Below are 22,596 nucleotides of genomic sequence, written 5' to 3'. Positions count from 1 at the left end.
TCCGGTGATCATGTGGGTGGCCAATCCGGTCACCAGCAGCGCTGCGATCACGTGGAGGGGGGGGCAGGGCCCCCGGACGTCGGGCGCAGCAGACCTCAGCAGCCCAGCAGACGGCTGGCGAGGTACCCCTCGATCTGGTCGAGAGACACCCGCTCCTGCTTCATCGAGTCCCGCTCACGCACGGTCACCGCGTTGTCCTCGAGCGTGTCGAAGTCGACGGTCACGCAGTACGGCGTACCGATCTCGTCCTGACGGCGGTAACGGCGGCCGATGGCACCGGCGTCGTCGAACTCGATGTTCCAGTTCTGGCGCAGCGCCTGGGCGAGCCCCTTGGCCTTCGGGGACAGCTCGGGGTTGCGGGACAGCGGGAGCACCGCGACCTTCACCGGGGCCAGACGGTGGTCGAGGCGCAGCACCGTCCGCTTCTCCATCTTGCCCTTGGCGTTCGGCGCCTCGTCCTCGACGTAGGCGTCGAGCAGGAAGGCCAGCATGGTGCGGCCGACACCGGCCGCGGGCTCGATGACGTACGGGGTCCAGCGCTCGCCGGCCTCCTGGTCGAAGTACGACAGGTCCTGGCCCGAAGCCTTCGAGTGCGCGCCCAGGTCGTAGTCCGTCCGGTTCGCGACACCCTCCAGCTCGCCCCACTCGCTGCCGCCGAACTGGAAGCGGTACTCGATGTCGGCGGTGCGCTTGGAGTAGTGGGAGAGCTTCTCCTTCGGGTGCTCGTACCAGCGCATGTTCTCAGTGCGCAGACCCAGGCCGGTGTACCAGTTCCAGCGCTGCTCCATCCAGTACTCCTGCCACTTCTCGTCCTCGCCCGGCTTGACGAAGAACTCCATCTCCATCTGCTCGAACTCGCGGGTGCGGAAGATGAAGTTGCCGGGCGTGATCTCGTTGCGGAAGGACTTGCCCATCTGCGCGATGCCGAACGGCGGCTTGCGTCGCGAGGTGGTCTGCACCTGGGCGAAGTTGGTGAAGATGCCCTGGGCGGTCTCGGGACGCAGGTAGGCGACGGAGCCGGAGTCCTGGGTCGGGCCGAGGTGGGTGGAGAGGAGACCCGAGAACTGCTTGGGCTCGGTGAACTGGCCCTTGTTGCCGCAGTTCGGGCAGTTGATGTCGGCCAGGCCGTTCTCCGGGGCGCGGCCCTTCTTCTCCTCGTACGCCTCTTCCAGGTGGTCGGCACGGAACCGCTTGTGACAGGCGGTGCACTCGGTCAGCGGGTCCGTGAAGGTGGCGACGTGACCGGAGGCGACCCAGACCTCGGAGGCAAGGATCACGGACGAGTCGATACCGACGACGTCCTCGCGCGACGTCACCATGTAGCGCCACCACTGACGCTTGATGTTCTCCTTGAGCTCGACACCCAGCGGTCCGTAGTCCCAGGCGGCACGCTGTCCGCCGTAGATCTCACTGCACGGGAAAACGAAGCCACGGCGCTTGCTCAGGCTGACGATGGTGTCGATCTTGTCGGCGGCCACGGTGCTCTCTTCATTACGTCGACGGGCGTTGAAGCGAGATGCTTCCAGCGAATGATTCAGGTTACCGGCGCAGGCTCCCCCTCGGCCAAATCGGCCCCCCTCTCTCCGGCCTCCCACCAGGGTTGTTGACAACGGTTTCCATGTTTGTTGAAAATGACTGTCATGAACGTACGACGACGCCTCATACCCGCGGCCGCTGCGACCGCGGTCACCGCCCTCGGGCTCGGCTCCCTCACCGCCTGTTCCGGTGGCTCCGCCGTAGCGGCCAACACCAGCAAGTTCGACGTCGTCGCCTCGTTCTACCCGATGGCCTTCCTCGCCGAGCGGATCGGCGGCAGTCACGTCCACGTCACCACGCTCACCTCCCCCGGCCAGGAGCCGCACGACCTGGAGATCAGCCCGCAGCAGATCGCCGGCCTCCAGGAGTCCGACGCGGTCCTGTACCTGAAGAGCCTCCAGCCCTCCGTCGACGACGCGGTGGCCCAGTCCTCGGTGAAGACGAAGATCGACGCGGCCTCCCTGACCACACTGGAGCAGCACGGCAACGAGGTCGGCGGCCACGCGGCCGCGCACGACACGCACCAGGGCGAGGAGTCCGGCGGCAAGGACCCGCACCTCTGGCTCGACCCGGTGCGCTACGCCCAGGTCGCCGAGGGCGTCGGCAAGGCCTTCGAGAAGGCCGACCCCGAGCACGCGGCGGACTACCGGAAGAACACCACGGCCCTCGTGAACAGGCTGCACGGCCTGGACGAACAGTTCAAGGACGGCCTCGCGCACACCAGGACCAAGGTCTTCATCACCACGCACGCCGCCTTCGGCTACCTCGCCGAGCGCTACGGCCTCACCGAGGAGGCCATCAACGGCCTCGACCCCGAGTCCGAGCCCAGCGCCGTGCGCGTGAAGGACCTGGAGAACATGGCCAGGGCCGACGGGGTCACCACCGTCTTCTACGAGACGCTGGTCAGCGACAAGACCGCGAAGACGATCGCGGGTGACACGGGTCTGAAGACGGACGTCCTCGACCCGATCGAGGGCATCACGGCCAAGTCCCGGGGCAAGGACTACTTCTCGGTCCAGGAAGCCAACCTCAAGGCGCTCCAGCAGGCGCTGGGCGCCCAGTGACCGGCACGGAGGACGACACCATGGGCGAGCCCGTCATAACCATGCGCGGGGTGCGGGCAGAGCTGGGCTCGCGCCCGGTGCTGCGCGGCATCGACCTGACCGTGCGCGCCGGCGAGGTCGTCGCGCTGCTCGGCGCGAACGGCTCCGGCAAGTCGACGGCGGTGCGCAGCATCATCGGCCAGGTGCCGGTGAGCGGCGGCACGATCGAGCTGTTCGGCACCCCGCGCCGCAGCTTCAAGGAGTGGGGGCGCGTGGGCTACGTACCGCAGCGCACCACGGCCGCGGGCGGGGTCCCCGCCACGGTGACCGAGATCGTCTCCTCGGGCCGCCTGGCCCGCACCCGCTTCGGCCTCTTCCGCAGGGCGGACCGCGAGGCCGTGCACCGGGCCCTGGAGCTGGTCGGCATGGCGGACCGTGCCAAGGACTCGGTGACCGCGCTCTCCGGCGGCCAGCACCAACGGGTGCTGATCGCCCGCGCCCTGGCCGCCGGGCCGGAGCTGCTGATCATGGACGAGCCGATGGCGGGCGTCGACCTGGCCAGCCAGGAGGTGCTCGCCCACACGCTCCGCGAGCAGGTCGCGTCCGGTGCGACGGTCCTGCTCGTCCTGCACGAACTGGGCCCGCTGGAGCCGCTGATCGACCGGGCCGTCGTCCTGCGCGACGGCTGTGTCGTGCACGACGGCCCGCCGCCACGGGCGGTCGGCCAGCATGCCCTGCCCGGCCACGACCACGTACACCCGCACGCACCCGCGGGCGCCGAACCGATCCGCACGGGACTGCTGAGCTGATGGACCTCCTGAACTACGCCTTCATGCAGCGGGCGCTCATCGCGGCCGTCCTGGTCGGCATCACCGCGCCCGCGATCGGCATCTACCTGGTCCAGCGCCGCCAGCCCCTGATGGGCGACGGCATCGGGCACGTGGCGATGACCGGTGTCGGTCTCGGCTTCCTGCTGCATGCCTCGCCGGTGTGGATGGCCACGGCCGTCTCCGCGCTCGGCTCGGTCCTGATGGAACTGATCCGCTGGTACGGCAAGGCACGCGGCGACATCGCCCTGGCGATGCTCTTCTACGGCGGCATGGCCGGCGGCGTGATGTTCGTCAACATCGCGCCGGGCGGCTCCAACGCCAACCTGATGTCGTACCTGTTCGGCTCGCTGTCGACGGTCGCCCCCTCGGACGTGACCGCCATCGTGATCCTCGCCGCGTTCGTGGCCGCCGTGACCCTCGGGCTGCGCCGCCAGCTGTTCGCGGTCAGCCAGGACGAGGAGTTCGCGCGGGTCACGGGGTTGCCGGTGCGCGCCATGAACCTGCTCGTCGCGGTCACCGCGGCCGTCACGGTGACCGTCGCCATGCGGGTGGTCGGTCTGATCCTGGTCTCCGCGCTCATGGTCGTACCGGTCGCCGCCGCGCAGCAGCTCACCCGCAGCTTCGCCGCGACCTTCGCGATCGCCGTCGCCATCGGTGTCACCGTGTCGGTCGGCGGCGCGATCACGTCCTTCTACCAGGACGTTCCGCCCGGTGCGACGATCGTCCTGCTGACCATCGGCGCGTTCGTCGTCCTCACCGCCGTGGCCACCCCGCTGGCCCGCCGACGCGCCCGCGCGGCCGCCGCGGCACAGCCCGCGGGCGACCCCGCGGAGTGCTCGCTTCCAGCCACCCGGGAGGCTGCCGACGAGGTCGGCGTCTGACCGCTCACGGCCCGGGCTGGCAGAATGGCCCGGGCAGACGCGAGACGTGAGCCCGGGGAGACAGGCGCTCCGCAGGCGAACGAGCCATCCAAGGAGGCAACCGGTGACGACCGCTGGACCGCCCGTGAAGGGCCGCGCCACCCGGCAGCGGGCCGCTGTGGCGGCGGCCCTGGACGAGGTCGACGAGTTCCGCAGCGCGCAGGAACTGCACGACATGCTCAAGCACAAGGGCGACTCGGTCGGCCTGACCACGGTCTACCGCACTCTCCAGTCCCTCGCCGACGCCGGCGAGGTCGACGTCCTGCGCACCTCCGAAGGCGAGTCCGTCTACCGCCGCTGCTCCTCCGGCGAACACCACCACCACCTCGTCTGCCGCTCCTGCGGCAAGGCGGTCGAGGTCGAGGGCCCGGCCGTGGAGAAGTGGGCAGAGGCGATCGCGGTGGAGCACGGGTACGTCAACGTGGCGCACACCGTGGAGATCTTCGGTACGTGCGCGGAGTGCGCCTCCGCCGGAAACTGACGCTCAGGCCCGGGTCAGGTTGCGGTCGAGGATCTCCCGCAGCCTGTCCACGTCGGCAGGGTTCTGCACGCCGCGCTTGGGCAGCACGGTGAAGCAGGTGGCGTTCTTGTCCTCGCTGAAGGTGAGGAAGGCGTCCTTGGTCTCCCGGTAGCGGGGCTGGGCGGCCCAGTTGACCGACGCCGTGCTGTTGTCGGTGGACATCGACATCCCGGCATCCGTGACGGTCACGCGGTACACCCCGTTGCGCACGGCGACCTTCATGAGCTGGCGGGCCTGCATCTGGGGCAAGAGGAGCAGCAGTCCCGTGAGCAGAGGCAGGTAGACCAGCAGGAACCAGTCGACGTCTCCCCCGGACACCGCGACCCCTGCGCTCAGCACCCAGGCGACGGCCAGCAGGACCAGGACCGCCTTCTGCACCCGCCCCGCCCGGTTGAACCGCCTGCGCTCCCGCAGCGCCCCCGTGTAGTCCCCCCCGGTCGGCCGGTACGCCAGCTCGACCACGCCCTGTTCGGCGTCCCGCCCCATGTTCATGACCATGAGGCGGGATCGTACCGGCAGCTTTCAGCCACGCCCGAAGCAGCGCTCCAGTTCGTCCAGGTCGTAGAACGTGCTGCCCTCGGCGATCGGGCGGCAGCCGGTCCTGAAGGCCGTCTCCTTCTCGTTGTAGAGCATCCGGACCAGGAAGCGGTCGCCCTTGCGGAAGACGTCCCACTGGATGTTCGCGCCCAGCGGGGACACCGAGGCGCCGCGCCAGGGGTTTCCGGCGTACGTGTACGGCTCCCCCGGCGTCGCCGGCCGTGTGCTGCCCGGCAGTCCCATCAGTGCCGCCAGCGGGATGATCTCCTCGGCGTGGGTGAAGCGCAGCTCGGCGCCGAGGTCGCCGGTGCCGTGCTGCTTGGCCTCGGCCTGCTCGAAGAAGTCGTCCAGCAGGACGCCGGCCATCTTGTACGTGATGTCGCTGTCGGCGAAGCCGGGGCCCTTCTCGTAGAAGTCCTCGACGTCGCTCAGGTACCCGAACCAGGCGGCGTCGGAGCGGGAGATGTACCGCTCCATGCCCCAGCCCTCGCCCTCAGGGCTCTCCTCGCTCATGGCCGGGGCGATGGCGTACAGGTTGTAGACGGCCTGGGCGGCGCCGACCTGGTCGGCGATCTGCCCGACGAAGGCGTCCTTGAACAGCCCCCGCAGGACGCTGCGGGCGGTCCGGTGCGTCCGCGGCTGATCGGTGATCGACTTCAGCGTGTCCGCGAGGCGCTGGTCGTGCGCGATGTAGTCGCGGTAGGCCGCACCGCCCGCCGCCCTGTGGAAGTACAGCAGGTCCTTGTCGGTGCGGGCGGGCCCGATCAGCGGCTTCAGCGCCGGGTCGGCGTCGGCGAGGGCGTCCGTGAACGCGGTGCCGCTGTCGACGGCCCGGCCCTGGCCGGAGCTGACCACGTCGATCTTCTCGCCCTGCGCGGCGATCGTCGCGAACAGGGACGGCAGCCGCTGCTCCATGCGCACGGCCGTGTCCTTCAGCTCCTGCCTGCCCCGGCCGCTGAGGTTGCCGTAACCGACCTCGTCCATGGCCGCCTGCAGGGCCCGCACCGTCGGCCCGAACTCCTGGCCCCTGCGGGTGAGTTGACCCTCGGACTCGGCCTTGTCCCACAGGGCGAGGATCAGGTCGCCGTCCTCGCTGCCGGTCGCGGAGCGGGAGCCGTGCCGGGAGACGTTCTCGGTGAAGACGGGGACGAAACCGGCCGGGGGCCGCTGGTAGGTGCGCGGGTTCTGCTCGGGCGCGTAGGGCGCCTTGGTGCCGTAGGAGTCCCGGTGCACGGGGGCGTCGGCGGCGTGCGCGGGCAGCGCGGTGAGCAGCAGGGCGCCGAGGGCGAGAGCGGGCGTGAGACGTCTCATGAGTCCCGCATCCTCGGCGGCCCGCGTGAACCGCCGGTGGCTACGAGGTGGACTCGCCCTTCATGTCGGCCTCCATGGCGAGGAGTTCCTCGTTCGGGATCGCCCCGCCGAAGCGCCGGTCGCGGGAGGCGAACTCGACGCACGCCCGCCACAGGTCACGGCGGTCGAAGTCGGGCCACAGCACGTCCTGGAAGACCATCTCGGCGTAAGCGCTCTGCCAGAGCAGGTAGTTGGAGGTGCGCTGCTCGCCGCTGGGGCGCAGGAACAGGTCGACGTCCGGCATGTCCGGGTAGTAGAGGTACTTCGCCAGGGTCTTCTCGTTGACCTTGGACGGGTCGAGGCGGCCCGCCTTCACGTCCTCGGCCAGCGCCTGGGCGGCGTCGGCGATCTCGGCGCGGCCGCCGTAGTTCATGCAGAAGTAGAGGGTGAGCAGGTCGTTGCCCTTGGTCTGCTCCTGGGCGATCTGGAGTTCCTTGGCGACCGACTTCCACAGCTTGGGCATGCGGCCCACCCAGCGCACCCGGATACCGAGTGCGTCGAGCTGGTCGCGGGTCTTGCGGATGAAGTCGCGGTTGAAGTTCATCAGGAAGCGCACCTCGTCGGGCGAGCGCTTCCAGTTCTCGGTGGAGAAGGCGTACAGGGAGATGTTGCGGACGCCGATCTCGATGGAACCCTGGAGCACGTCGAGCACGCGCTCGGCACCGACCTTGTGGCCCTCGGTGCGCGGCAGCCCGCGCTCCTTGGCCCAGCGACCGTTGCCGTCCATGACGATCGCCACGTGGTTCGGGACCAGCTCGCCGGGGAGCTTGGGCGGGCGGGCGCCGGACGGGTGGGGCTCCGGCGCCCTGTACTCGCGCCGCTGACGCCCCAGGAACCCGCGAACGACCATGTGTTTCTCGTCTCCCTTGCTCACTTTTCCACGTACCGGAGCGAGCGCAGCCCGCGCTCCAGATGCCAGTGCAGGTAGGCGGACACCAGCCCGCTGCCCTCCCGGACGTAGCGCGCCTCGCACGCGTCCGCCGTCTCCCAGTCTCCCGTAAGCAGCGCGCCGAGCAGTACCAGGGTCTGCGGGGAGGGTACGACACTGCCCGGCACCCGGCAGTCGACGCAGACGGAGCCGCCGGAGGCGACCGAGAAGAAGCGGTTGGGTCCGGGCATGCCGCATTTGGCGCAGTCGCCGAAGCTGGGCGCGTAACCGTTGACGGCGAGCGAGCGCAGCAGGAAGGCGTCCAGGACGAGGTGCGGGGCGTGCTCGCCGCGGGCGAGGGTGCGCAGGGCGCCGACGAGCAGCAGGTACTGCTGTACGGCCGGCTCGCCCTCGTGGTCCGTGAACCGCTCGGCCGTCTCCAGCATGGCGGTGCCTGCGGTGTACCGGGCGTAGTCGGCCACGATCCCGCCACCGTACGGAGCGATGGTCTCACTCTGTGTGCACAGCGGCAGCCCGCGCCCGACCAGCTCACTGCCCCGCGCGAAGAACTGCACGTCGACGTGGGAGAACGGCTCCAGCCGGGCCCCGAACTTCGATTTGGTCCGCCGCACCCCGCGCGCCACGGCCCGCACCCGCCCGTGCCCCCGCGTGAGCAGCGTGATGATCCGGTCCGCTTCTCCCAGCTTCTGGGTGCGCAGGACGATCCCGTCGTCCCGGAAGAGGCTCACGGCCGCACCTCACGGGTGCGCAGCACGATGCCGTCGTCGCGGAACAGACTCATGGCTCCATTCTGCCCGCCCGGGCCGCGTCCCGGGGCCGCGGGCCTTTCTTCAGGACACCTCGCCCCTTCAACACACCTCGCCCCTTCAGGACACCTCGCCCCTTCAAGGCACCTCGCCCCGGCTGCGTGCGTTGGCGTGGGCCGTCGCCGCGCTCAGCCTCTCGGCCGGGGTGGCCCGGCGGACGGCCTCCGGCCTGGCGTCCCACTCCCGGCCGCCGCCGTACGGCCGCAGCTGCACGTACGGCCCTTCGTACCCCATGACGATGCCGAGGAGGCCGGTACGGGTGTCGACGGCGCAGGAGCCGACCGGAAGTTTCATCGCGTCCACCTCCGGTGGCTCCCCTGCCCCCGGCAATTTCACGCTTCGCATGCCACTGGTGGCCCAGCGTGCCTAAACTCGGCGCGGACTCTGCCCGCGCGCCCGGCCGCCGAGCCGCGCCAACTCGCGCCCGTGTGCTGCCCTTTCGCCCCGCCATTGGTGCGACCTGTGGCGGCTACGCCATTCGTGTGTGATCTCTTGACCGCCCCCACGGGCTTTCCTATGGTCGCGCTACCGAACCGGACGTAGGACGTCGTACCTCCCCTCCCCCCGACCTCGCTGGAGGAACCGTGCGCGACGACGTGACCCACGACGTGCCGGCACCGCGCCGCCGCTCGTTCCTGACGTACACGGGGGCGCTGGGCGCGGCCGCCGTCCTTCCGCCGGCGCTGGCGGGCTGCTCCGCCGGTCCGCAGTCCACGAACGACACCGGGAGCGGAGGCGGCAAGGACCGCACGCTGACCGCGGTGATCGGGTACGGCAACGACGGCAGCTGGGATCCGACGCAGACGGCGTCCGCGTTCGCCATGGCCGCCAACAACCACATCTACGAGGGGCTGCTCGACACCGACCCGATCTCCCGGGTGCCGTACCCGGCGCTCGCCACCGAGGTGCCGAAGGACCCGAACGCCACGGTCTGGCGGTTCACCCTGCGCCCCGGTGCGACCTTCCACGACGGCAGGCCCGTCACCGCGGACGACGTCGTCTTCGTCTTCGACCGGATCCTCGACCCGAAGACCCAGACCCTCGCCAAGGGCTTCTTCGTCAGCTGGCTGGAGCAGGCGCGGAAGGCCGACGCCCGGACGGTCGAGCTGGTGCTCAAGTACCCCTTCCCGGACGGGCTCGCGCGGCTCACGCTGGCCAAGGTCATGCCGAAGCACGTGTTCTCCCGGCCGGGCGCCTGGGACGACGCGATCAAGGGTCTTGCGGTGGGCTCGGGGCCGTACCGGCAGACCGCGCACCACCCGAAGTCGAACACCACCTTCGAGGCGTTCGCCGCCTACAACGGGCCGCGCAAGCCGGCCTTCAAGCGGATGAACTGGCTGACGATCGTGGACGCGGCGCCCCGCGTGGCGAAGATCTCCGGGAGCGGTGCGGGCGCGCAGATCGCCGACAACATCCCCTACGCCAACATCGCCCGCCTGGAGCAGGGCGGCATGAAGGTGGCGGGCGGAGCCGGGATGAACAACCTGTTCCTGATGTTCAACACGAAGCACAAGCCCTTCGACGACGTGCGCGTGCGCCAGGCGCTGCACTACGCCATCGACTCCGAGAAGATGGTGCAGGTCGCGCTGAAGGGGCACGGCAGACCGGCGTCCTCGTTCCTCAACGACGGCAACCCCAGCCACCGGCGGGCCAAGACGGTCTACGACCACGACCCGGCGAAGGCGAAGGCCCTGCTGAGGGCCGCGGGGGTCAAGGGGCTGAAGGTCGAGATCCTCGCCGTGAACGTCAGCTGGATCGTGGACTGCCTGCCGACCATCAAGTCCTCCTGGGACGCGATCGGCGTCGAGACGACCCTGGCCCCGCAGGAGACCACGGCGGTGTTCACCAAGATGGACCAGAAGCAGGACTACCAGGTGGTCGCCGCTGCCTCCAACCCCAATCAGTTCGGGCTCGACGCCGATCTGATCATGCATTACAACTACGGGCCCGACAACCTGTGGATGGGCTACACCCGGTGGGCCGGCAACCCCGTCGCCAAGCAGCTCTTCCGGGACATGGACCGGGCGGCCCGGGAGCCGGACCCGGAGAAGAAGAAGGCGATGGTCCAGGACTACATCGACGTCGTCGCCGAGCAGGCCGTGCTCTATCCGGTCGTCCACAACGAGCTGATGACGGCCTGGAACCCGCGCAGGCTCAGCGGTATAAGGCCGCAGCCGTACCCGGGCATCAACCTGCTCCGGGCCGCGTGGGCCTAGCGGTATGACGGCCGTCGTACGGATCCTGCTGCGCCGCGTCGCCCTGCTCGTGCCGCTGCTGCTCGGGATCGTGCTGTTCGTGTTCCTGGTGATGCGGTTCTCCGACGTCGACCCGGCGTCCGCGTTCTTCCAGGGCGCGAACCCGACCCCGCAGCAACTGCACGACTTCCGGGAGCGCAACGGCCTGCTGGACCCGCTGCCGGTGCGGTACGTCCATTTCGTCGGCGCCCTGGTCCACGGCGACCTGGGCACCAGCGCCCTGACCCGGGCGCCGGTCGTCGACCAGGTCACCACCGCGCTGCCGCTCACCCTCCAGCTGACCTTCCTCGGCCTCGGCATCGCGGTGGTGCTGGCGCTGGCGGGTGGAGTCACCGCCGCCGTCCACCGGGACCGGCTGCCGGACCAGGTCATCCGGATCGTCTCCCTGATCGGGGTCGCGGCCCCCGGCTTCTGGCTGGCGCTGCTGATGATCCAGTACCTGGCGGTGGACCGCGGCTGGTTCCCGACCGGCGGCTACATCAACCCGGCCGACTCCTTCACCGGGTGGCTCAAGACCATGGCTCTGCCCGCGTTCGCGCTGTCCCTGCCGGTGGCCGCCCAGCTGACCCGGATCGTGCGCACGTCCGTGGTGGAGGAGCTGGACAAGGACTATGTGCGCACCGCGATCGGCAGCGGGCTGCCGCCGCGGGTGGTGGTCGGCCGGAACGTGCTGCGCAACGCGCTCGTCAACCCGCTGACCGTGCTGGGCCTGAGGGTCGGCTATCTCCTCGGCGGCGCGGTCGTCATCGAGACGATCTTCTCGCTGCCCGGCATGGGCAAGCTGATGATCGACGCCGTACAGAACGGCGACCCGGCCGTGGTCCAGGGGGTCGTGCTGACCACGGCCACCGGGTTCGTCGTCGTCAACCTCGTCATCGACATCCTCTATCTGCTGGTCAACCCACGTCTGAGGGCGGCCTGATGGTCACGCGCGCGAGCCTCGCCGAGCGGCTCTCCCGGCCCGGCGTCCGGCTGCGCGGCCGGCGCCGGCTGCCGCTGCTGTCGAAGGCCGCCTTCTGCTTCCTGGCCGTCGTGGTCCTGGTCGCCGTCCTCGCGCCCGTGCTCGCCCCGCACGACCCGCTCGACCAGCAGGACCCGGTCGACGGCACGGGACACCCGTCCGCCGGTCACTGGATGGGCCAGGACAGCCTCGGCCGGGACATCCTCAGCCGGCTGATGTACGGCGCCCGCTGGTCGCTGGCGATCGGGCTCGGCGCGACCGCGCTCGCGCTGGTGGTGGGCGCGGTCGTCGGTGCGCTCGCCGCCACCTCGCGCAAAGGGGTCGACGAGACGCTGATGCGCTGCCTGGACGTGGTGATGGCGTTCCCGGGCATCGCGCTCGCGGCCGTGCTGGTCGCCGTCTTCGGCGGCGGGATCACCGTGCTGATCTGCGCGATCGCGTTCCTGTTCACCCCGCCGGTCGCCCGGGTGGTGCGGGCCAACGTCCTCGACCAGTACGGCGAGGACTACGTCACCGCGGAACGCGTGATCGGCGCCCGCACCCCGCACATCGTGCTGCGGCACGTGGCCGTCAACTGTGCCGCCCCGGTGCTGGTGTTCTGTACGGTCCAGGTCGCCGAGGCCATCGTCTTCGAGGCGTCGCTGTCCTTCATCGGCGCGGGCGTGCGGCCCCCGGACCCCTCGTGGGGCAGCGTCATCGCCGACGGCAAGAACATGGTGCTGACCGGCGGCTGGTGGGCGACCGTGTTCCCCGGGCTGCTCATGCTGCTGACCGTCCTGTCCCTGAACATCCTCTCCGAGGGCGTCTCGGACGCCTGGGCCGCCCCGGCCGCCCGCGAGGTGGCGGTGCCCGAGGACCGTCCGGAGGCGCCGGAGGCCGGCACCGGCGAGGTGCTCCCGCTGCCCGGCCTGGCCGAGGCCGCCGGGCGGCTGCGCGCCCGGGCCCGTCCGCGCCCCGCGCCCGGCGGGCAGCCGGTGCTCGCGGTGGAGAACCTCGCCATCGGCTTCCCCGGACGGCACCGGGGCGTGGACATCGTCGACGGCGTGAGCTTCGAGGTGCACCCGGGCGAGGTGCTGGGTCTGGTGGGCGAGTCGGGCTGCGGCAAGTCGCTGACCGCGCTCACGGTCATGGGGCTGCAGCCCCGGGGCGCCCGGGTGCACGGCCAGGTCCGCTTCCACCAGCGGGACCTGCTCGCCGAGCCGATGCGGGTACGGCGCCGGCTGCTCGGCCACGAGATGGCGATGGTCTACCAGGACGCCCTGTCCTCGCTGAACCCGGCGATGACCATCCGCGCCCAGCTCAAGCAGCTCGTGCGGCGCGGCGGCCGCCGCACCCCGCACGAACTCCTCTCGCTGGTCGGTCTCGACCCCGAGCGCACCCTGCGCAGCTACCCGCACGAGCTGTCCGGCGGCCAGCGCCAGCGGGTCCTGATCGCCATGGCACTCTCCCGCGACCCCGCACTGATCGTCGCCGACGAGCCGACGACCGCCCTGGACGTCACCGTGCAGGCCCAGGTGATGGAGCTGCTGCTGCGGCTGCGCGCGGAACTGGGCTTCGCGCTGGTCCTGGTCTCGCACGACCTGGCACTGGTCGCCGACGTCACCGACCGGGTGGTGGTGATGTACGGCGGGCAGATCGTGGAGTCGGGCGTGACCGCCGATCTGGTGGAGGCGCCGGCCCACCACTACACGCGCGGGCTGCTCGGCAGTGTGCTCTCGCTGGAGTCGGCCGACGAACGGATGACGCAGATCCAGGGGGTCGTGCCGGCCCCCGCCGACTTCCCCGCGGGCTGCCGGTTCGCCGACCGCTGCCCGCTGGCGACCGAGGCGTGCCACACCACCGCGCCCGTCCTCACCGGCCCGGCCACGCACACGACCGCCTGCCACCACCCGGCGGTGCAGCCGACGTCGGCGGAGAGCGAGGCCGTGCAGTGACCGCTGTCGTGGAGGACCGTACCGGGACCGCTGTCGTGGAAGTGCGGGACGCCCATGTCGTCCACAAGGCCCGCGGCGGCGGCGTGTTCACCCGCGACCGGGTGTACGCGCTCACCGGCGCCGGTCTCACCGTGGCGCCGGGCGAGACGGTCGGAGTGGTCGGCGAGTCGGGGTGCGGGAAGTCGACGCTGGCGCGGGTGCTGGTGGGCATCCAGCGGCCGGCCTCGGGGACGGTGTCGTACCGGGGCCGAGACCTGTGGTCGATGCCGCCGGCCGAACGCCGGGCCACGGTCGGCGCGGGCACCGGCATGATCTTCCAGGACCCCTCGACCGCACTGAACCGCAGGCTGACGGTACGCCGCATCCTGCGCGACCCGCTGGACGTCCACGGACGCGGCAGCCGGGCCGAACGAGAGGACCGCGTCCGGGAGTTGATGGCCCTGGTCGGTCTCCCCCGGGTCCTGGCCGACGCACTGCCCGGACAGCTCTCCGGCGGGCAGCGCCAGCGCGTGGCCATCGCGCGCGCACTCGCCCTCGACCCGGGCCTCGTCGTGGCCGACGAGCCGACCAGCGCCCTGGACGTGTCGGTCCGCGCCCAGATCCTCAACCTCCTCCTGGACCTGAAGGAACGCCTCGGCCTCGCCCTGGTGTTCGTCTCTCACGACATCCAGACGGTACGGCGGATGAGCGACCGGGTGATCACCATGTACCTGGGCCGGATCGTGGAGGAGACCCCGGCCGGCCGGGTCACCGACCAGGCCCGGCACCCGTACACCCGGGCCCTGTTCTCGGCCACTCCCGGTCTGCTGGACCCCATCGACCCGATCCCGCTGACCGGCCCGGTGCCCTCGGCGACCCGGCCACCGAGCGGCTGCCCCTTCCGCACCCGCTGCTGGAAGGCCGACGAGGTCTGTGCGGGTTCGATGCCGGGCTTCTCGGCCGCGTCGCAGCCCGGACACCGCTACCGCTGCCACCATCCTGTGCAGGAGGACCAGTCGACCCGCGACCTGGCCCGCCAGAGCCTGCCCCGGAGCACCGAATGACTTTCTCCGCCCCGCTCACCGGTGTCGTCCCGCCCGTCTGTACGCCCCTGACACCGGACCGCGAGGTGGACGTGCCCTCCCTGCTCCGCCTGGTCGACCACCTGGTCGAGGCCGGGGTGCACGGACTCTTCCTGCTCGGCTCGACCTCCGAGGCGGCCTTCCTGACGGACCGGCAGCGCGGGCTGGTGGTCGAGGCGGTCGTCGGCCATGTGGCCGGCCGGCTGCCCGTCCTCGCCGGTGCCATCGACATGACCACCCCTCGCGTCCTGGACCATGTCCGCGCCGTCACCGCGGCGGGCGCCGAGGCCGTCGTCGTCACCGCCCCCTTCTACGCCCGCACCCATCCCTCGGAGATCGTCCACCACTACCGCCGGATCGCGGCCGCGAGCCCGGTCCCGGTGATCGCCTACGACATCCCCGTCGCCGTGCACACCAAGCTCCCGCCCGAGCTGGTGCTGGGGCTCGCCTCCGACGGTGTGCTGGCGGGGCTGAAGGACTCCAGCGGGGACCTGGCCGCCTTCCGCGAGGTCGTCACCGGCGCCCGCGCCCACTCCGGCTTCAGCGCACTGACCGGCTCCGAACTGATCGTCGACTCGGCCCTCGCGCTCGGTGCCGACGGCGTGGTGCCGGGCCTCGGCAACGTAGATCCGCACGGGTACGTCCGCCTCTACCGGGCCGCCCGGGCGGGCGACTGGGAGGTCGCCCGGAGCGAACAGGAGCGGCTGTGCACGCTGTTCGGCATGGTCGGCGTGGGCGACCCCGCGCGAATGGGCGGCAGCTCGTCGGCGATCGGGGCGTTCAAGACGGCGCTGCACCTGCGCGGGATCATCGACTGCCCGGTGACGGCGGAGCCGCAGGTGCCTCTGTCGGGCGACGAGGTGGCGAAGGTGGGGAAATTCCTGGCAGGGGCGGGATTGCTCTAGGCGGCTTCGTCCGGATCGGCAGGCCCTTGCTGCCGGCACCCCGGTGATGCCCGTGCGTCACCACCGCTCACGCGATGCTTATGGACTACAGGCGAAAAGCGATAAAATTACCCAAATCGGTGGCCTGACTTCCGGACCTGCGCTGCACTCGACCTGTGTGACCTTGGGGAGCGGCATGATGGCGAGGTCTCCTGAGGAACGCGGAGTCCCGCACAGCGGTGGCGTGCGGGGCAGGCTGCTGTCCCTCCTGCCTGCTCTGCTGCTGTTCATCGGCCTGGCCATCGGCCTCTTCACGCCCCGCGCGGTCAGGCCGGACGCCTTCCTCGCCACAGCCATGATTTCCGGCGCCGCGCTGCTGCCCCTATGGGGGACCGTGCTCACCGGAGTGGGCGCGTGCGGCATCTTCCTCGGCCTGATGGCGGACTTCGACGCGCTGCAGGATGCGACCGCCTACTCCGAGCTGGCCAGCCTCGTCGTGATTGCGGCATTCGCCATCTTCTTCAACCGTCTGCTGGACCGACGCGCCCATCAGCTGGTTCAGGTCCGCTCAGTGGCAGAGACCGCCCAGCTGGCGGTGCTGCACCCGATACCGCGGCACCTCGGTCACGTCACACTCGAGAGCCTGTACCTGGCCGCTGCGGCGGAAGCCCGGATCGGCGGCGACCTGTACGAGGCGATACGCACCCCGCACGGCGTACGGCTGCTCATCGGCGACGTGCGCGGCAAAGGCCTGCTCGCGATGCAGGCGGCGGCGATGCTGCTCAGCGCCTTCCGCGAGGCCGCCCACGACGCGCCCGACCTGCCCCACCTCGCGTGCCGCCTGGAGACGAGCGTGAGCCGCAACGCCTCCAAGTACCCGGAGATCCCGGGCTCGGAGATCGTTGAACGTTTCGCCACCGCGCTCCTCGCCGAGATCCCGGACGACGAACCGGTCGTCCGGATCGTCACCTGCGGCCACCCGCCCCCGCTGCTGCTGCACCGCGGCGAGGTACGGGAGCTGCAGCCCGCCGCCCCCTCGCCGCCGCTCAACCTGGGCGACCTGGTGAACGACGGGTACCACGTCGACCTCGCCCCCTTCCACCCCGGGGACCAGCTCCTGCTGTACACCGACGGGGTCACCGAGACCCGCGACCGCTCCGGCGCCTTCTACCCCCTCGCCGAACGCATCCGGTCATGGAGCGGCGAGGCGCCCCACCAGCTCCTCGACCATCTCCACCGCGACCTGATCGCCTACAGCGGCGGCGAGCTCGACGACGACATCGCCGCCCTCGTCGCCCGGCGGCGCCCGAGCCTGTGATCCTGGGACGAGGCTCCGACCGGCATCCCGGACGAACCCGCCGACGAACGCGTGGTCGTCACCGGCTTCGCCGCCGAGTACTGCGTCGCTCCACCAGCCGCAGCGCGCTCACGCACGGCTACGACCTCGTCCTCGCCACCGACGGCCACTGCGGCCCGGCTAGAGGCAGGTGGACGTGGGGGCGCTCGCCGCCGTGGGGCGAAGTTCCTTCAGGGCCTCTATGAAGGGGGTGAAGGATGCGGCGGGGAAGGTGAGGGTGGCTCTGGCTGGGGCCTTGGAGTCGCGGACGGATATGTGGGTGTCCATGTGCGCGATCTCGACGCATGTGTTGCCGTCGCCTCCGCCGGAGTACGACGACTTCTGCCAGCGGGCGGCCTGGGTCATGTGAGGGCCTCAGACTTCCTTCGTCAGGCGGTGGATGAAGTCCCGTGATTCCACGGGCTGCAGTGCTGCCTTTCCCACCTTATTGAGCATGGCCCGGAAGCGCGCCAGCTGAGATTCGGCATCGATGAAAGCGGTGCCGTGCGGAGCGTCGCGCAGCACGGTATCCAGCTGTGGCAGCGGCCCACCCACGAACATCATCTCGATCCCGGCCCCGGCGAACCCCTCCCTCGCCAACGGGATGACACGCACCGCTGCGCCCGTCCGTCCTCGATCGCGCGCAGCACCTCCAGGAGCTGTGCACGAGCGGTACGACGATCCGAGACGAGGATACGCAGCGCCGCCTCGTGGACGATCGTCTCGTAAGGGATCGGGACGTCCCGTTCCAGTACGGACCGGCGCCTCATCCGATGCTCGACGCGGGGCTGCAGCTCGCTCTCGGGCAGCTCGGGGATCATGTAGCCGAAGACGGCGCGGGCGTAGTCCGGGGTCTGGAGCAGTCCTGGCACATGGCTGGTGACGACCTCACGGAGGAACGTGCCGTGATGCTCGATCTCGGCGACGTCCGAAAACACCGGCGGGAGTACTCCTCGATATTCCTCCCACCAGCCCTGCGTGCGGTCGGTCACCATCACAACCAGGGCTTCGAGCAACGCCTCGTCGGCGCAGGCGTAGTGGGCGGCGAGGCGACGCACTCGTTCCTCGCTGACGCCCGCGAACCCCGCTTCGACCTGGCTCATCTGGGCCGAGGTGGAACTGAGCAACCCGGCCACCTCACGGGCCTTCAGGCCGGCCGCTTCTCGCAGCCTGCGCAGCTCGGTGCCCAGCCGCACCTGCCGTGCCGTGGGTTGGCTTCTCGGTGCCATGTGCGCTCCCGGCTTTCAACGGCTGTGCCGACATGCCTCGTTCGGGGGTCAGATTACGCGACCCGCTTGCGCGAGGAAAAATTTTCGCTCTACTGTCAGTGACGCGAAGCACACGCTACGGAAGCGCACCGCGCCGTCCTGCCACGACGACTGCGGCAATGCCACCGCACGCGAAACCCCCTCCCCCTGAACGGAGTTGACGCATGCCCGAAACCTGGGACTACACCCTCTACATCCCGAACGACCTGAGAGCGGTCACGGTCTGTCGCCGTACTCTGCGTCTGATCCTGACCCTGCACGGGTTGACCGGTCTGGTGGACACGGCGGAGCTGCTGGCGGCGGAGCTGGTCTCGAACGCCGTACGCCACACGAAGGGACCCGCTGCGCTCAGGGTCCGCCGGACGCCGGAGGGGGTGGTGTGGATCGGGGCGTGGGACACGGACCCCGGACCGCCGGAGCCACCCCAACCGTTGGAGCCGACGGGGGAGTTGGAGGAGGCGGGCCGGGGATTGGGGCTGGTGCTGGCGTGTGCGGAGCAGTGGGGGTGGCAGCCGTCGGCGAGGTTCGGGAACCGGGGCAAGTACGTGTGGTGCGAACTTGCGGCGGCGTAGCTCGCCGCACTACCTCTCCTACCCGTACGAGGAGTACCGCTGCGAGCCGGTGGTCATCGTCATCACCCAGAGCAGCACCACGGCGCGCTGAGCCGCACAGCCCATCCAGCTCGGCTTCCCCGGCTGGTACTCCCTGACGGTACGGCCACTCGTACTCGGTCCCGACAACGTGCCGGTGATCGCGGACGAGAGGCAGGCGGAGCGGGACGTACCCCTTGCGGTGCTCTCGGCGATGACACACGGGCGTGGCCCGGGTGCCGCCGCCATACGGGAATCGCTGGCATCCGACCTGCGGACCATCGACCCCGACAGTGCCGCGGTCTTCGTGCAGTTCGTCGACTCATGCCTGGCCGACCCCCAGGCGAAGCAGATGCGGAGGGACCTGATGACGGCGATCCAGTACTTCTGGCGACACCCGCTCGCAGAGCAAGTGCGCGAAGAGGGCCGAGAGCAGGGACTGGAGCAAGGCCTGGAACAGGGCCGGGTCGAGGCCAAGGCCGAGATGGTCCTCCACATCCTGGAGTGGCGTGGCATTCAGGTGACGGACGCTGTCCGTGAGCGCGTGGAGGCGTGCACAGACCTGGACCAGTTCGAGGCCTGGGCCCAGCGGGCAGTACACGCCACGGAGGCGACGGAGTTGTTCGCCAGGGAGTGAGGGCGTGGCAGCAAGGGCCACCTGCTTCTTCGTCGGTGTCGTACTTCCGCGTGACAGTCGGGGACCTCGCCGATGACCGTGGGGGTGACGCGGTGGCCCACCCGGTCTGCCTTCACGCATCGACATCCCGCAGCCGCCGCGCAATGTCGATGTCACCTTCAAGTGCGCTGAGCCGGGGCGGCTCTCGGCTGGCGTCGAGGACGACGACATGCAGCCGATCTCCGACCTGAGGCGGTGCGGTGCTCTGATCCCACCAGGAGGGATGCTTCACCTGATCGATGAACCCGGTCTCGCCGTTGGCATCGACCTTCGCCCCCACAGGGGCCACCGCGACCACGGTTACGTCAAGCTCCTGATGATTGCGAAACGTCATTTTGGCCCTCCGAATATGGAAGTCCAGCTGCGCCGCCCCTGATTCAGCTCGTTGAATCGATCGAGCTTCTCCACCGGGATCTCGAACTCCAGGCGCGGCGCCCTGATAGATACGAGTGATGCTCTCCGGGTTGATCACGAAAGATGTCCACGACACAGTTGCTTGCCCCCAGCCCTCTAACCAGCGGGTGTGGCGCGAACGACATGAGACTTTCCGTTCTCTCTATTTACCTTCGCCAGAGCTTCCCGAAACGTTGACAGTTCCTGCTTTTCTACGTCTACCCCAGCCAGGGAAGGTGATGAATGATCAGCCTCACGAGAATTCATGCTGCACGACCCAGTATTCGTCTTCTTCGACGGATACGGCACACAGGTGACGGCCATCAGGCGAAACGGCGAGGAATTCGGGTGAACCGGTGACAGCGGCAATGCGTGAAGGCAGGTGCTCCCCGATCGGGTCGGCGACTCCTACCCAGCCGATCTCGCTTCCACCCGATACGGGTGGGAGGATGAGGAACTCGCCCTTGCTGTCATAGACTGAACTTACCGAAGCGTAGTGATGCCACTTCTCGTCCAGCTCATCAGCGGCGCGGGAGGAGGAAGTAAGCACGACAGCAGTCGGCTGAACCTCAAATCCCGTCACGGCATAGATGGCTGCGCTCACCGGCGGAGCGTCACGAGGTCCCGCGCCCTCAACAACCCGAAGACCGCAGCGCTCCAGGTTCTCTCGCCAGCCCTGCTGCCTGTGACCCATTAGCATATCCAACCTCTCTAGCCAACCATGGCGATTAGTTGCCCTTATAGAAGAAGTGATGATCGCCGCCCGGTTTGTTCATCTTGGCGTACCTCTCCATATTTTCCGGGTAGCCCGAAGTACCGTCCGGTCGCATCACCTTGTAGTTGTCCCATCCGAAGTTGACAAAATTCCTCGTGTCGTCGATCTTCGGTTTTCCGGCGTGAAAGTGTGGCCCCTTCGGGTCGTGAGTGTGCTCAACAATCACGCGTGATCCGCTTTCCGTTTCGAATTGCCGGAAGTTTCCCCAATGCGTCCGGTCCGGCGAGTAGATGTACCCAGGCACATGCTTATAGTCCTTTTCGCCCGTGACGACCCATTCGGCGACCGGCTCTTCTCCGTAAGGGACGCCAGCGATTCCAAAGGCTGCTTTCTCCGCGTCCTCACGCTTCTCGAAAGGATTGCTCTCTTCGCCTTGAGGGTATGGGCTGAGTCCGTGAGGATCGGACCAAGTATGGGGGTTGTGGACGTAGGTGGCAGGATTGGGCGCCGGGGTGAGACCCAGTGGGTCGGGGGTGAGGTATCGAGCGGTTTGGGGGTCGTAGTGGCGGAAGTAGTTGTAATGAAGCCCGGTTTCGGGGTCGTAGTACTGGCCCGGGAAGCGCAGGGGTGTGTACGCCGTGCTGTTGGCCGCCCATGCCGTCGTTCCCCACAGGGTGCTTCGCGTGTGCCAAGCGATGTCGCCGTGTTCGTCGATGAGCTCGCTGGGGGTGCCGACGAGATCCGTGACGATGGCGAAGAAGCGGGAGTCGATCTCGTCCTGCGGGGCGTCGGCCGCGGTGATGCGTTCTGTCTGGGCCAGGGGACGTAGGCCCTGGTGGTCCCAGGTGAGGGTGACTGGGTTGGGGAGGTCGGGCGACGTCGTGGTCTGTTCGAAGAGGGTGGTGCCGTCCCAGGTGAAGTCGACCCGCTCCACGACTGTCTCGCCGTCGGCCGCGAGGCGGAGCTTCGCGGTGCGGCGGCCCAGCGGGTCGTAGGTGTAGCGCCAGCGGGTGCCGTCAGGCGTAACCACTGACGTCAGACGGTCCTCGGCGTCCCATGCGTAGCGCCAGGTGTCGGGCTTACGGGACAGACGGGTCTTCTGGCGGATGGTGATGCGGCCGAGGGCGTCGTGTTCGTAGCGGACGTTTCCGGCGCGCGTGATGCGGGTGCCCGTGTATGTACGGGGGCCGACTGCCTCCTGGCCGGGGTGATCGGTCGGCCAGCTCGCCTGGGTCTGGTTGCCCGCCTCGTCGTACGCGTACCGTTCCGTCCAGCCCGCCGCGTGGACCGCCGTCACCCGTCCCGTCGCGTCCAGGTCGAAGCGGCGGGAGCCGGAGAGCTGGTCATCGATGCCGATGAGGTTGCCGTCGGCACGGTAGGTGTACGCCCGGTGTTGCATCGCGCGGCCCTCCGCCCCGGTCACCGACTGGCTGGTCAGGCGGCCCAGCGTGTCGAAGGCGTGCTCCAGCGTGACCGTCTCGCCTATGTGGCGGGACAGTTCGCGGCCTGCCTCGTCGTAGGTGAAGTCGATGGCGCGGCCCGAGGCGACCATGCCGGTGCGGCGGCCGGTGGCGTCGTACGACCAGGTGGTGGTGGTGCCGCTGGGGGTGGTGCGGCCGGTGCGGCGGCCCAGGGCGTCGTACGTGTAGCTCAGTGTGCGGCCGTCGACCGTCTCCGAGTGCAGGCGGCCGTGGCGGTCGCGCAGGAGGGTGAGGGTGGTGCCGTCAGAGCCCGTTGCCTGTGCCAGCTGGTCGGTGAGGTCGTATGCGTACGTCGTGACCTGGCCGACCGCGTCCTTGCGAGTCACCCGGCCCAGTTCGTTGCGCTCGAAGGACACCACCTCACCGAGAACGTTTCTACGCGAAGCGAGGCGGCCGGCCGCATCGTGCGTGTAGGTGAGAGTACGGTCGTCGAAGTCCGTCTCTGTCACCAGATGGCCCGCCGCGTCGTACTCGTACGTCCATGCCAGGCCCTGCGGGTTCGTGACCTTCGTCAGGCGCAGTTCCATGTCGTGGTCGAACTCGTAGCGGACCCCGTCGGGGCCCGTGCGGGCGGCCAGCAGGTCGAAGTGGGTGTACTCGAAGCGGGAGAC

The 22,596-nt window shown here is 69.5% G+C and carries 21 protein-coding genes and 2 pseudogenes; 12 read left to right on the top strand and 11 right to left on the bottom strand.

Going from position 1 to position 22,596, the window contains the following annotated elements:
• Nucleotides 1-95: 95 nt before the first annotated feature.
• Nucleotides 96-1,478 carry a glycine--tRNA ligase gene (locus tag AB0H32_RS34790; protein WP_361129206.1) on the bottom strand — a complete coding sequence of 461 codons (1,383 nt, stop codon included), beginning with the start codon at nucleotides 1,476-1,478 and terminating at the stop codon, nucleotides 96-98.
• 162 nt (nucleotides 1,479-1,640) lie between these two features.
• Between AB0H32_RS34790 and AB0H32_RS34785 the strand changes: the two genes are divergently transcribed.
• The 4 genes from AB0H32_RS34785 to AB0H32_RS34770 all read left to right on the top strand — a co-directional run bounded on the left by AB0H32_RS34785 (nucleotide 1,641) and on the right by AB0H32_RS34770 (nucleotide 4,810).
• Nucleotides 1,641-2,600 carry a metal ABC transporter substrate-binding protein gene (locus AB0H32_RS34785; RefSeq protein ID WP_361129203.1) on the top strand — a complete coding sequence of 320 codons (960 nt, stop codon included), beginning with the start codon at nucleotides 1,641-1,643 and terminating at the stop codon, nucleotides 2,598-2,600.
• A 20-nt stretch (nucleotides 2,601-2,620) separates the two neighbouring features.
• Nucleotides 2,621-3,388, top strand: a complete 768-nt coding sequence (locus AB0H32_RS34780) for a metal ABC transporter ATP-binding protein (RefSeq protein WP_361129200.1) — start codon at nucleotides 2,621-2,623, stop codon at nucleotides 3,386-3,388.
• Complete coding sequence (locus AB0H32_RS34775) at nucleotides 3,388-4,290, top strand: metal ABC transporter permease (protein WP_361129197.1); 903 nt, start codon at nucleotides 3,388-3,390, stop codon at nucleotides 4,288-4,290. Before AB0H32_RS34780 ends, AB0H32_RS34775 begins: the two co-directional genes overlap by 1 nt.
• Nucleotides 4,291-4,393: 103 nt before the next feature.
• Nucleotides 4,394-4,810 carry a transcriptional repressor gene (locus tag AB0H32_RS34770; protein ID WP_361129194.1) on the top strand — a complete coding sequence of 139 codons (417 nt, stop codon included), beginning with the start codon at nucleotides 4,394-4,396 and terminating at the stop codon, nucleotides 4,808-4,810.
• Between the two features lie 3 nt (nucleotides 4,811-4,813).
• On the opposite strand, the gene AB0H32_RS34765 is transcribed toward AB0H32_RS34770, so the two are convergent.
• The 5 genes from AB0H32_RS34765 to AB0H32_RS34745 all read right to left on the bottom strand — a co-directional run bounded on the left by AB0H32_RS34765 (nucleotide 4,814) and on the right by AB0H32_RS34745 (nucleotide 8,725).
• Entirely contained in the window at nucleotides 4,814-5,347 is a 534-nt protein-coding gene (locus AB0H32_RS34765; protein WP_361129191.1) for a YcxB family protein, read from the bottom strand.
• Nucleotides 5,348-5,371: 24 nt separating this feature from the next.
• Nucleotides 5,372-6,697: a histidine-type phosphatase gene (locus tag AB0H32_RS34760; RefSeq protein ID WP_361129188.1), complete on the bottom strand. Its 1,326-nt coding sequence runs from the start codon at nucleotides 6,695-6,697 to the stop codon at nucleotides 5,372-5,374.
• Nucleotides 6,698-6,737: 40 nt separating this feature from the next.
• Nucleotides 6,738-7,586 (bottom strand): isoprenyl transferase, encoded by an 849-nt coding sequence (locus tag AB0H32_RS34755; RefSeq protein WP_361129185.1) that lies wholly within the window; start codon nucleotides 7,584-7,586, stop codon nucleotides 6,738-6,740.
• Nucleotides 7,587-7,606: 20 nt separating this feature from the next.
• The gene (gene recO / locus AB0H32_RS34750) at nucleotides 7,607-8,353 is read right to left on the bottom strand and encodes a DNA repair protein RecO (RefSeq protein WP_361129182.1); all 747 of its coding nucleotides are present in this window, start codon (nucleotides 8,351-8,353) and stop codon (nucleotides 7,607-7,609) included.
• 156 nt (nucleotides 8,354-8,509) lie between these two features.
• Nucleotides 8,510-8,725: a hypothetical protein gene (locus tag AB0H32_RS34745; RefSeq protein WP_361129179.1), complete on the bottom strand. Its 216-nt coding sequence runs from the start codon at nucleotides 8,723-8,725 to the stop codon at nucleotides 8,510-8,512.
• A 290-nt stretch (nucleotides 8,726-9,015) separates the two neighbouring features.
• On the opposite strand from AB0H32_RS34745, the gene AB0H32_RS34740 reads away from it, so the two are divergent.
• The 6 genes from AB0H32_RS34740 to AB0H32_RS34715 all read left to right on the top strand — a co-directional run bounded on the left by AB0H32_RS34740 (nucleotide 9,016) and on the right by AB0H32_RS34715 (nucleotide 16,844).
• The gene (locus AB0H32_RS34740; RefSeq protein ID WP_361129176.1) at nucleotides 9,016-10,647 is read left to right on the top strand and encodes an ABC transporter substrate-binding protein; all 1,632 of its coding nucleotides are present in this window, start codon (nucleotides 9,016-9,018) and stop codon (nucleotides 10,645-10,647) included.
• A 4-nt stretch (nucleotides 10,648-10,651) separates the two neighbouring features.
• Nucleotides 10,652-11,608, top strand: coding sequence for an ABC transporter permease (locus AB0H32_RS34735; protein WP_361129173.1), 957 nt, complete (start codon nucleotides 10,652-10,654; stop codon nucleotides 11,606-11,608).
• Nucleotides 11,608-13,581: a dipeptide/oligopeptide/nickel ABC transporter permease/ATP-binding protein gene (locus AB0H32_RS34730; RefSeq protein ID WP_361129171.1), complete on the top strand. Its 1,974-nt coding sequence runs from the start codon at nucleotides 11,608-11,610 to the stop codon at nucleotides 13,579-13,581. The genes AB0H32_RS34735 and AB0H32_RS34730 overlap by 1 nt, the downstream gene beginning before the upstream one ends.
• A complete protein-coding gene (locus AB0H32_RS34725) occupies nucleotides 13,578-14,624 on the top strand; it encodes an ABC transporter ATP-binding protein (RefSeq protein WP_361129168.1) in 1,047 nt (348 codons plus the stop codon). Before AB0H32_RS34730 ends, AB0H32_RS34725 begins: the two co-directional genes overlap by 4 nt.
• Complete coding sequence (locus AB0H32_RS34720) at nucleotides 14,621-15,547, top strand: dihydrodipicolinate synthase family protein (protein WP_361129165.1); 927 nt, start codon at nucleotides 14,621-14,623, stop codon at nucleotides 15,545-15,547. The genes AB0H32_RS34725 and AB0H32_RS34720 overlap by 4 nt, the downstream gene beginning before the upstream one ends.
• A gap of 178 nt (nucleotides 15,548-15,725) precedes the next feature.
• Complete coding sequence (locus tag AB0H32_RS34715; protein ID WP_361129162.1) at nucleotides 15,726-16,844, top strand: PP2C family protein-serine/threonine phosphatase; 1,119 nt, start codon at nucleotides 15,726-15,728, stop codon at nucleotides 16,842-16,844.
• A 159-nt stretch (nucleotides 16,845-17,003) separates the two neighbouring features.
• Here AB0H32_RS34715 and AB0H32_RS34710 read toward each other — a convergent pair whose 3' ends face one another.
• Complete coding sequence (locus AB0H32_RS34710) at nucleotides 17,004-17,228, bottom strand: DUF397 domain-containing protein (protein WP_361129159.1); 225 nt, start codon at nucleotides 17,226-17,228, stop codon at nucleotides 17,004-17,006.
• Between the two features lie 9 nt (nucleotides 17,229-17,237).
• Nucleotides 17,238-18,091, bottom strand: a pseudogene (locus AB0H32_RS34705) (helix-turn-helix transcriptional regulator).
• A gap of 203 nt (nucleotides 18,092-18,294) precedes the next feature.
• On the opposite strand from AB0H32_RS34705, the gene AB0H32_RS34700 reads away from it, so the two are divergent.
• Together AB0H32_RS34700 and AB0H32_RS34695 are read left to right on the top strand one after the other, a co-directional pair.
• Complete coding sequence (locus AB0H32_RS34700; RefSeq protein ID WP_361129156.1) at nucleotides 18,295-18,702, top strand: ATP-binding protein; 408 nt, start codon at nucleotides 18,295-18,297, stop codon at nucleotides 18,700-18,702.
• A 4-nt stretch (nucleotides 18,703-18,706) separates the two neighbouring features.
• Nucleotides 18,707-19,357: pseudogene (locus AB0H32_RS34695) on the top strand (hypothetical protein); the annotation flags it as partial.
• Nucleotides 19,358-19,469: 112 nt separating this feature from the next.
• Here AB0H32_RS34695 and AB0H32_RS34690 read toward each other — a convergent pair.
• The 3 genes from AB0H32_RS34690 to AB0H32_RS34680 form a co-directional block, all read right to left on the bottom strand.
• On the bottom strand, nucleotides 19,470-19,868 hold the full coding sequence (locus tag AB0H32_RS34690) for a hypothetical protein (protein WP_361129154.1): 399 nt from the start codon (nucleotides 19,866-19,868) through the stop codon (nucleotides 19,470-19,472).
• Nucleotides 19,869-20,042: 174 nt separating this feature from the next.
• Nucleotides 20,043-20,393: a hypothetical protein gene (locus AB0H32_RS34685; RefSeq protein WP_361129151.1), complete on the bottom strand. Its 351-nt coding sequence runs from the start codon at nucleotides 20,391-20,393 to the stop codon at nucleotides 20,043-20,045.
• Between the two features lie 124 nt (nucleotides 20,394-20,517).
• Nucleotides 20,518-22,596: RHS repeat-associated core domain-containing protein (locus tag AB0H32_RS34680; RefSeq protein ID WP_361129148.1), on the bottom strand; the 2,079-nt coding region annotated here is incomplete at its 5' end.

The organism is Streptomyces sp. NPDC020362 (assembly GCF_040642095.1).
Classification (GTDB): Bacteria; Actinomycetota; Actinomycetes; order Streptomycetales; family Streptomycetaceae; genus Streptomyces.
Note: the sequence above shows the minus strand (reverse complement) of the source record. Positions and strands in the feature narration are given on the sequence as shown.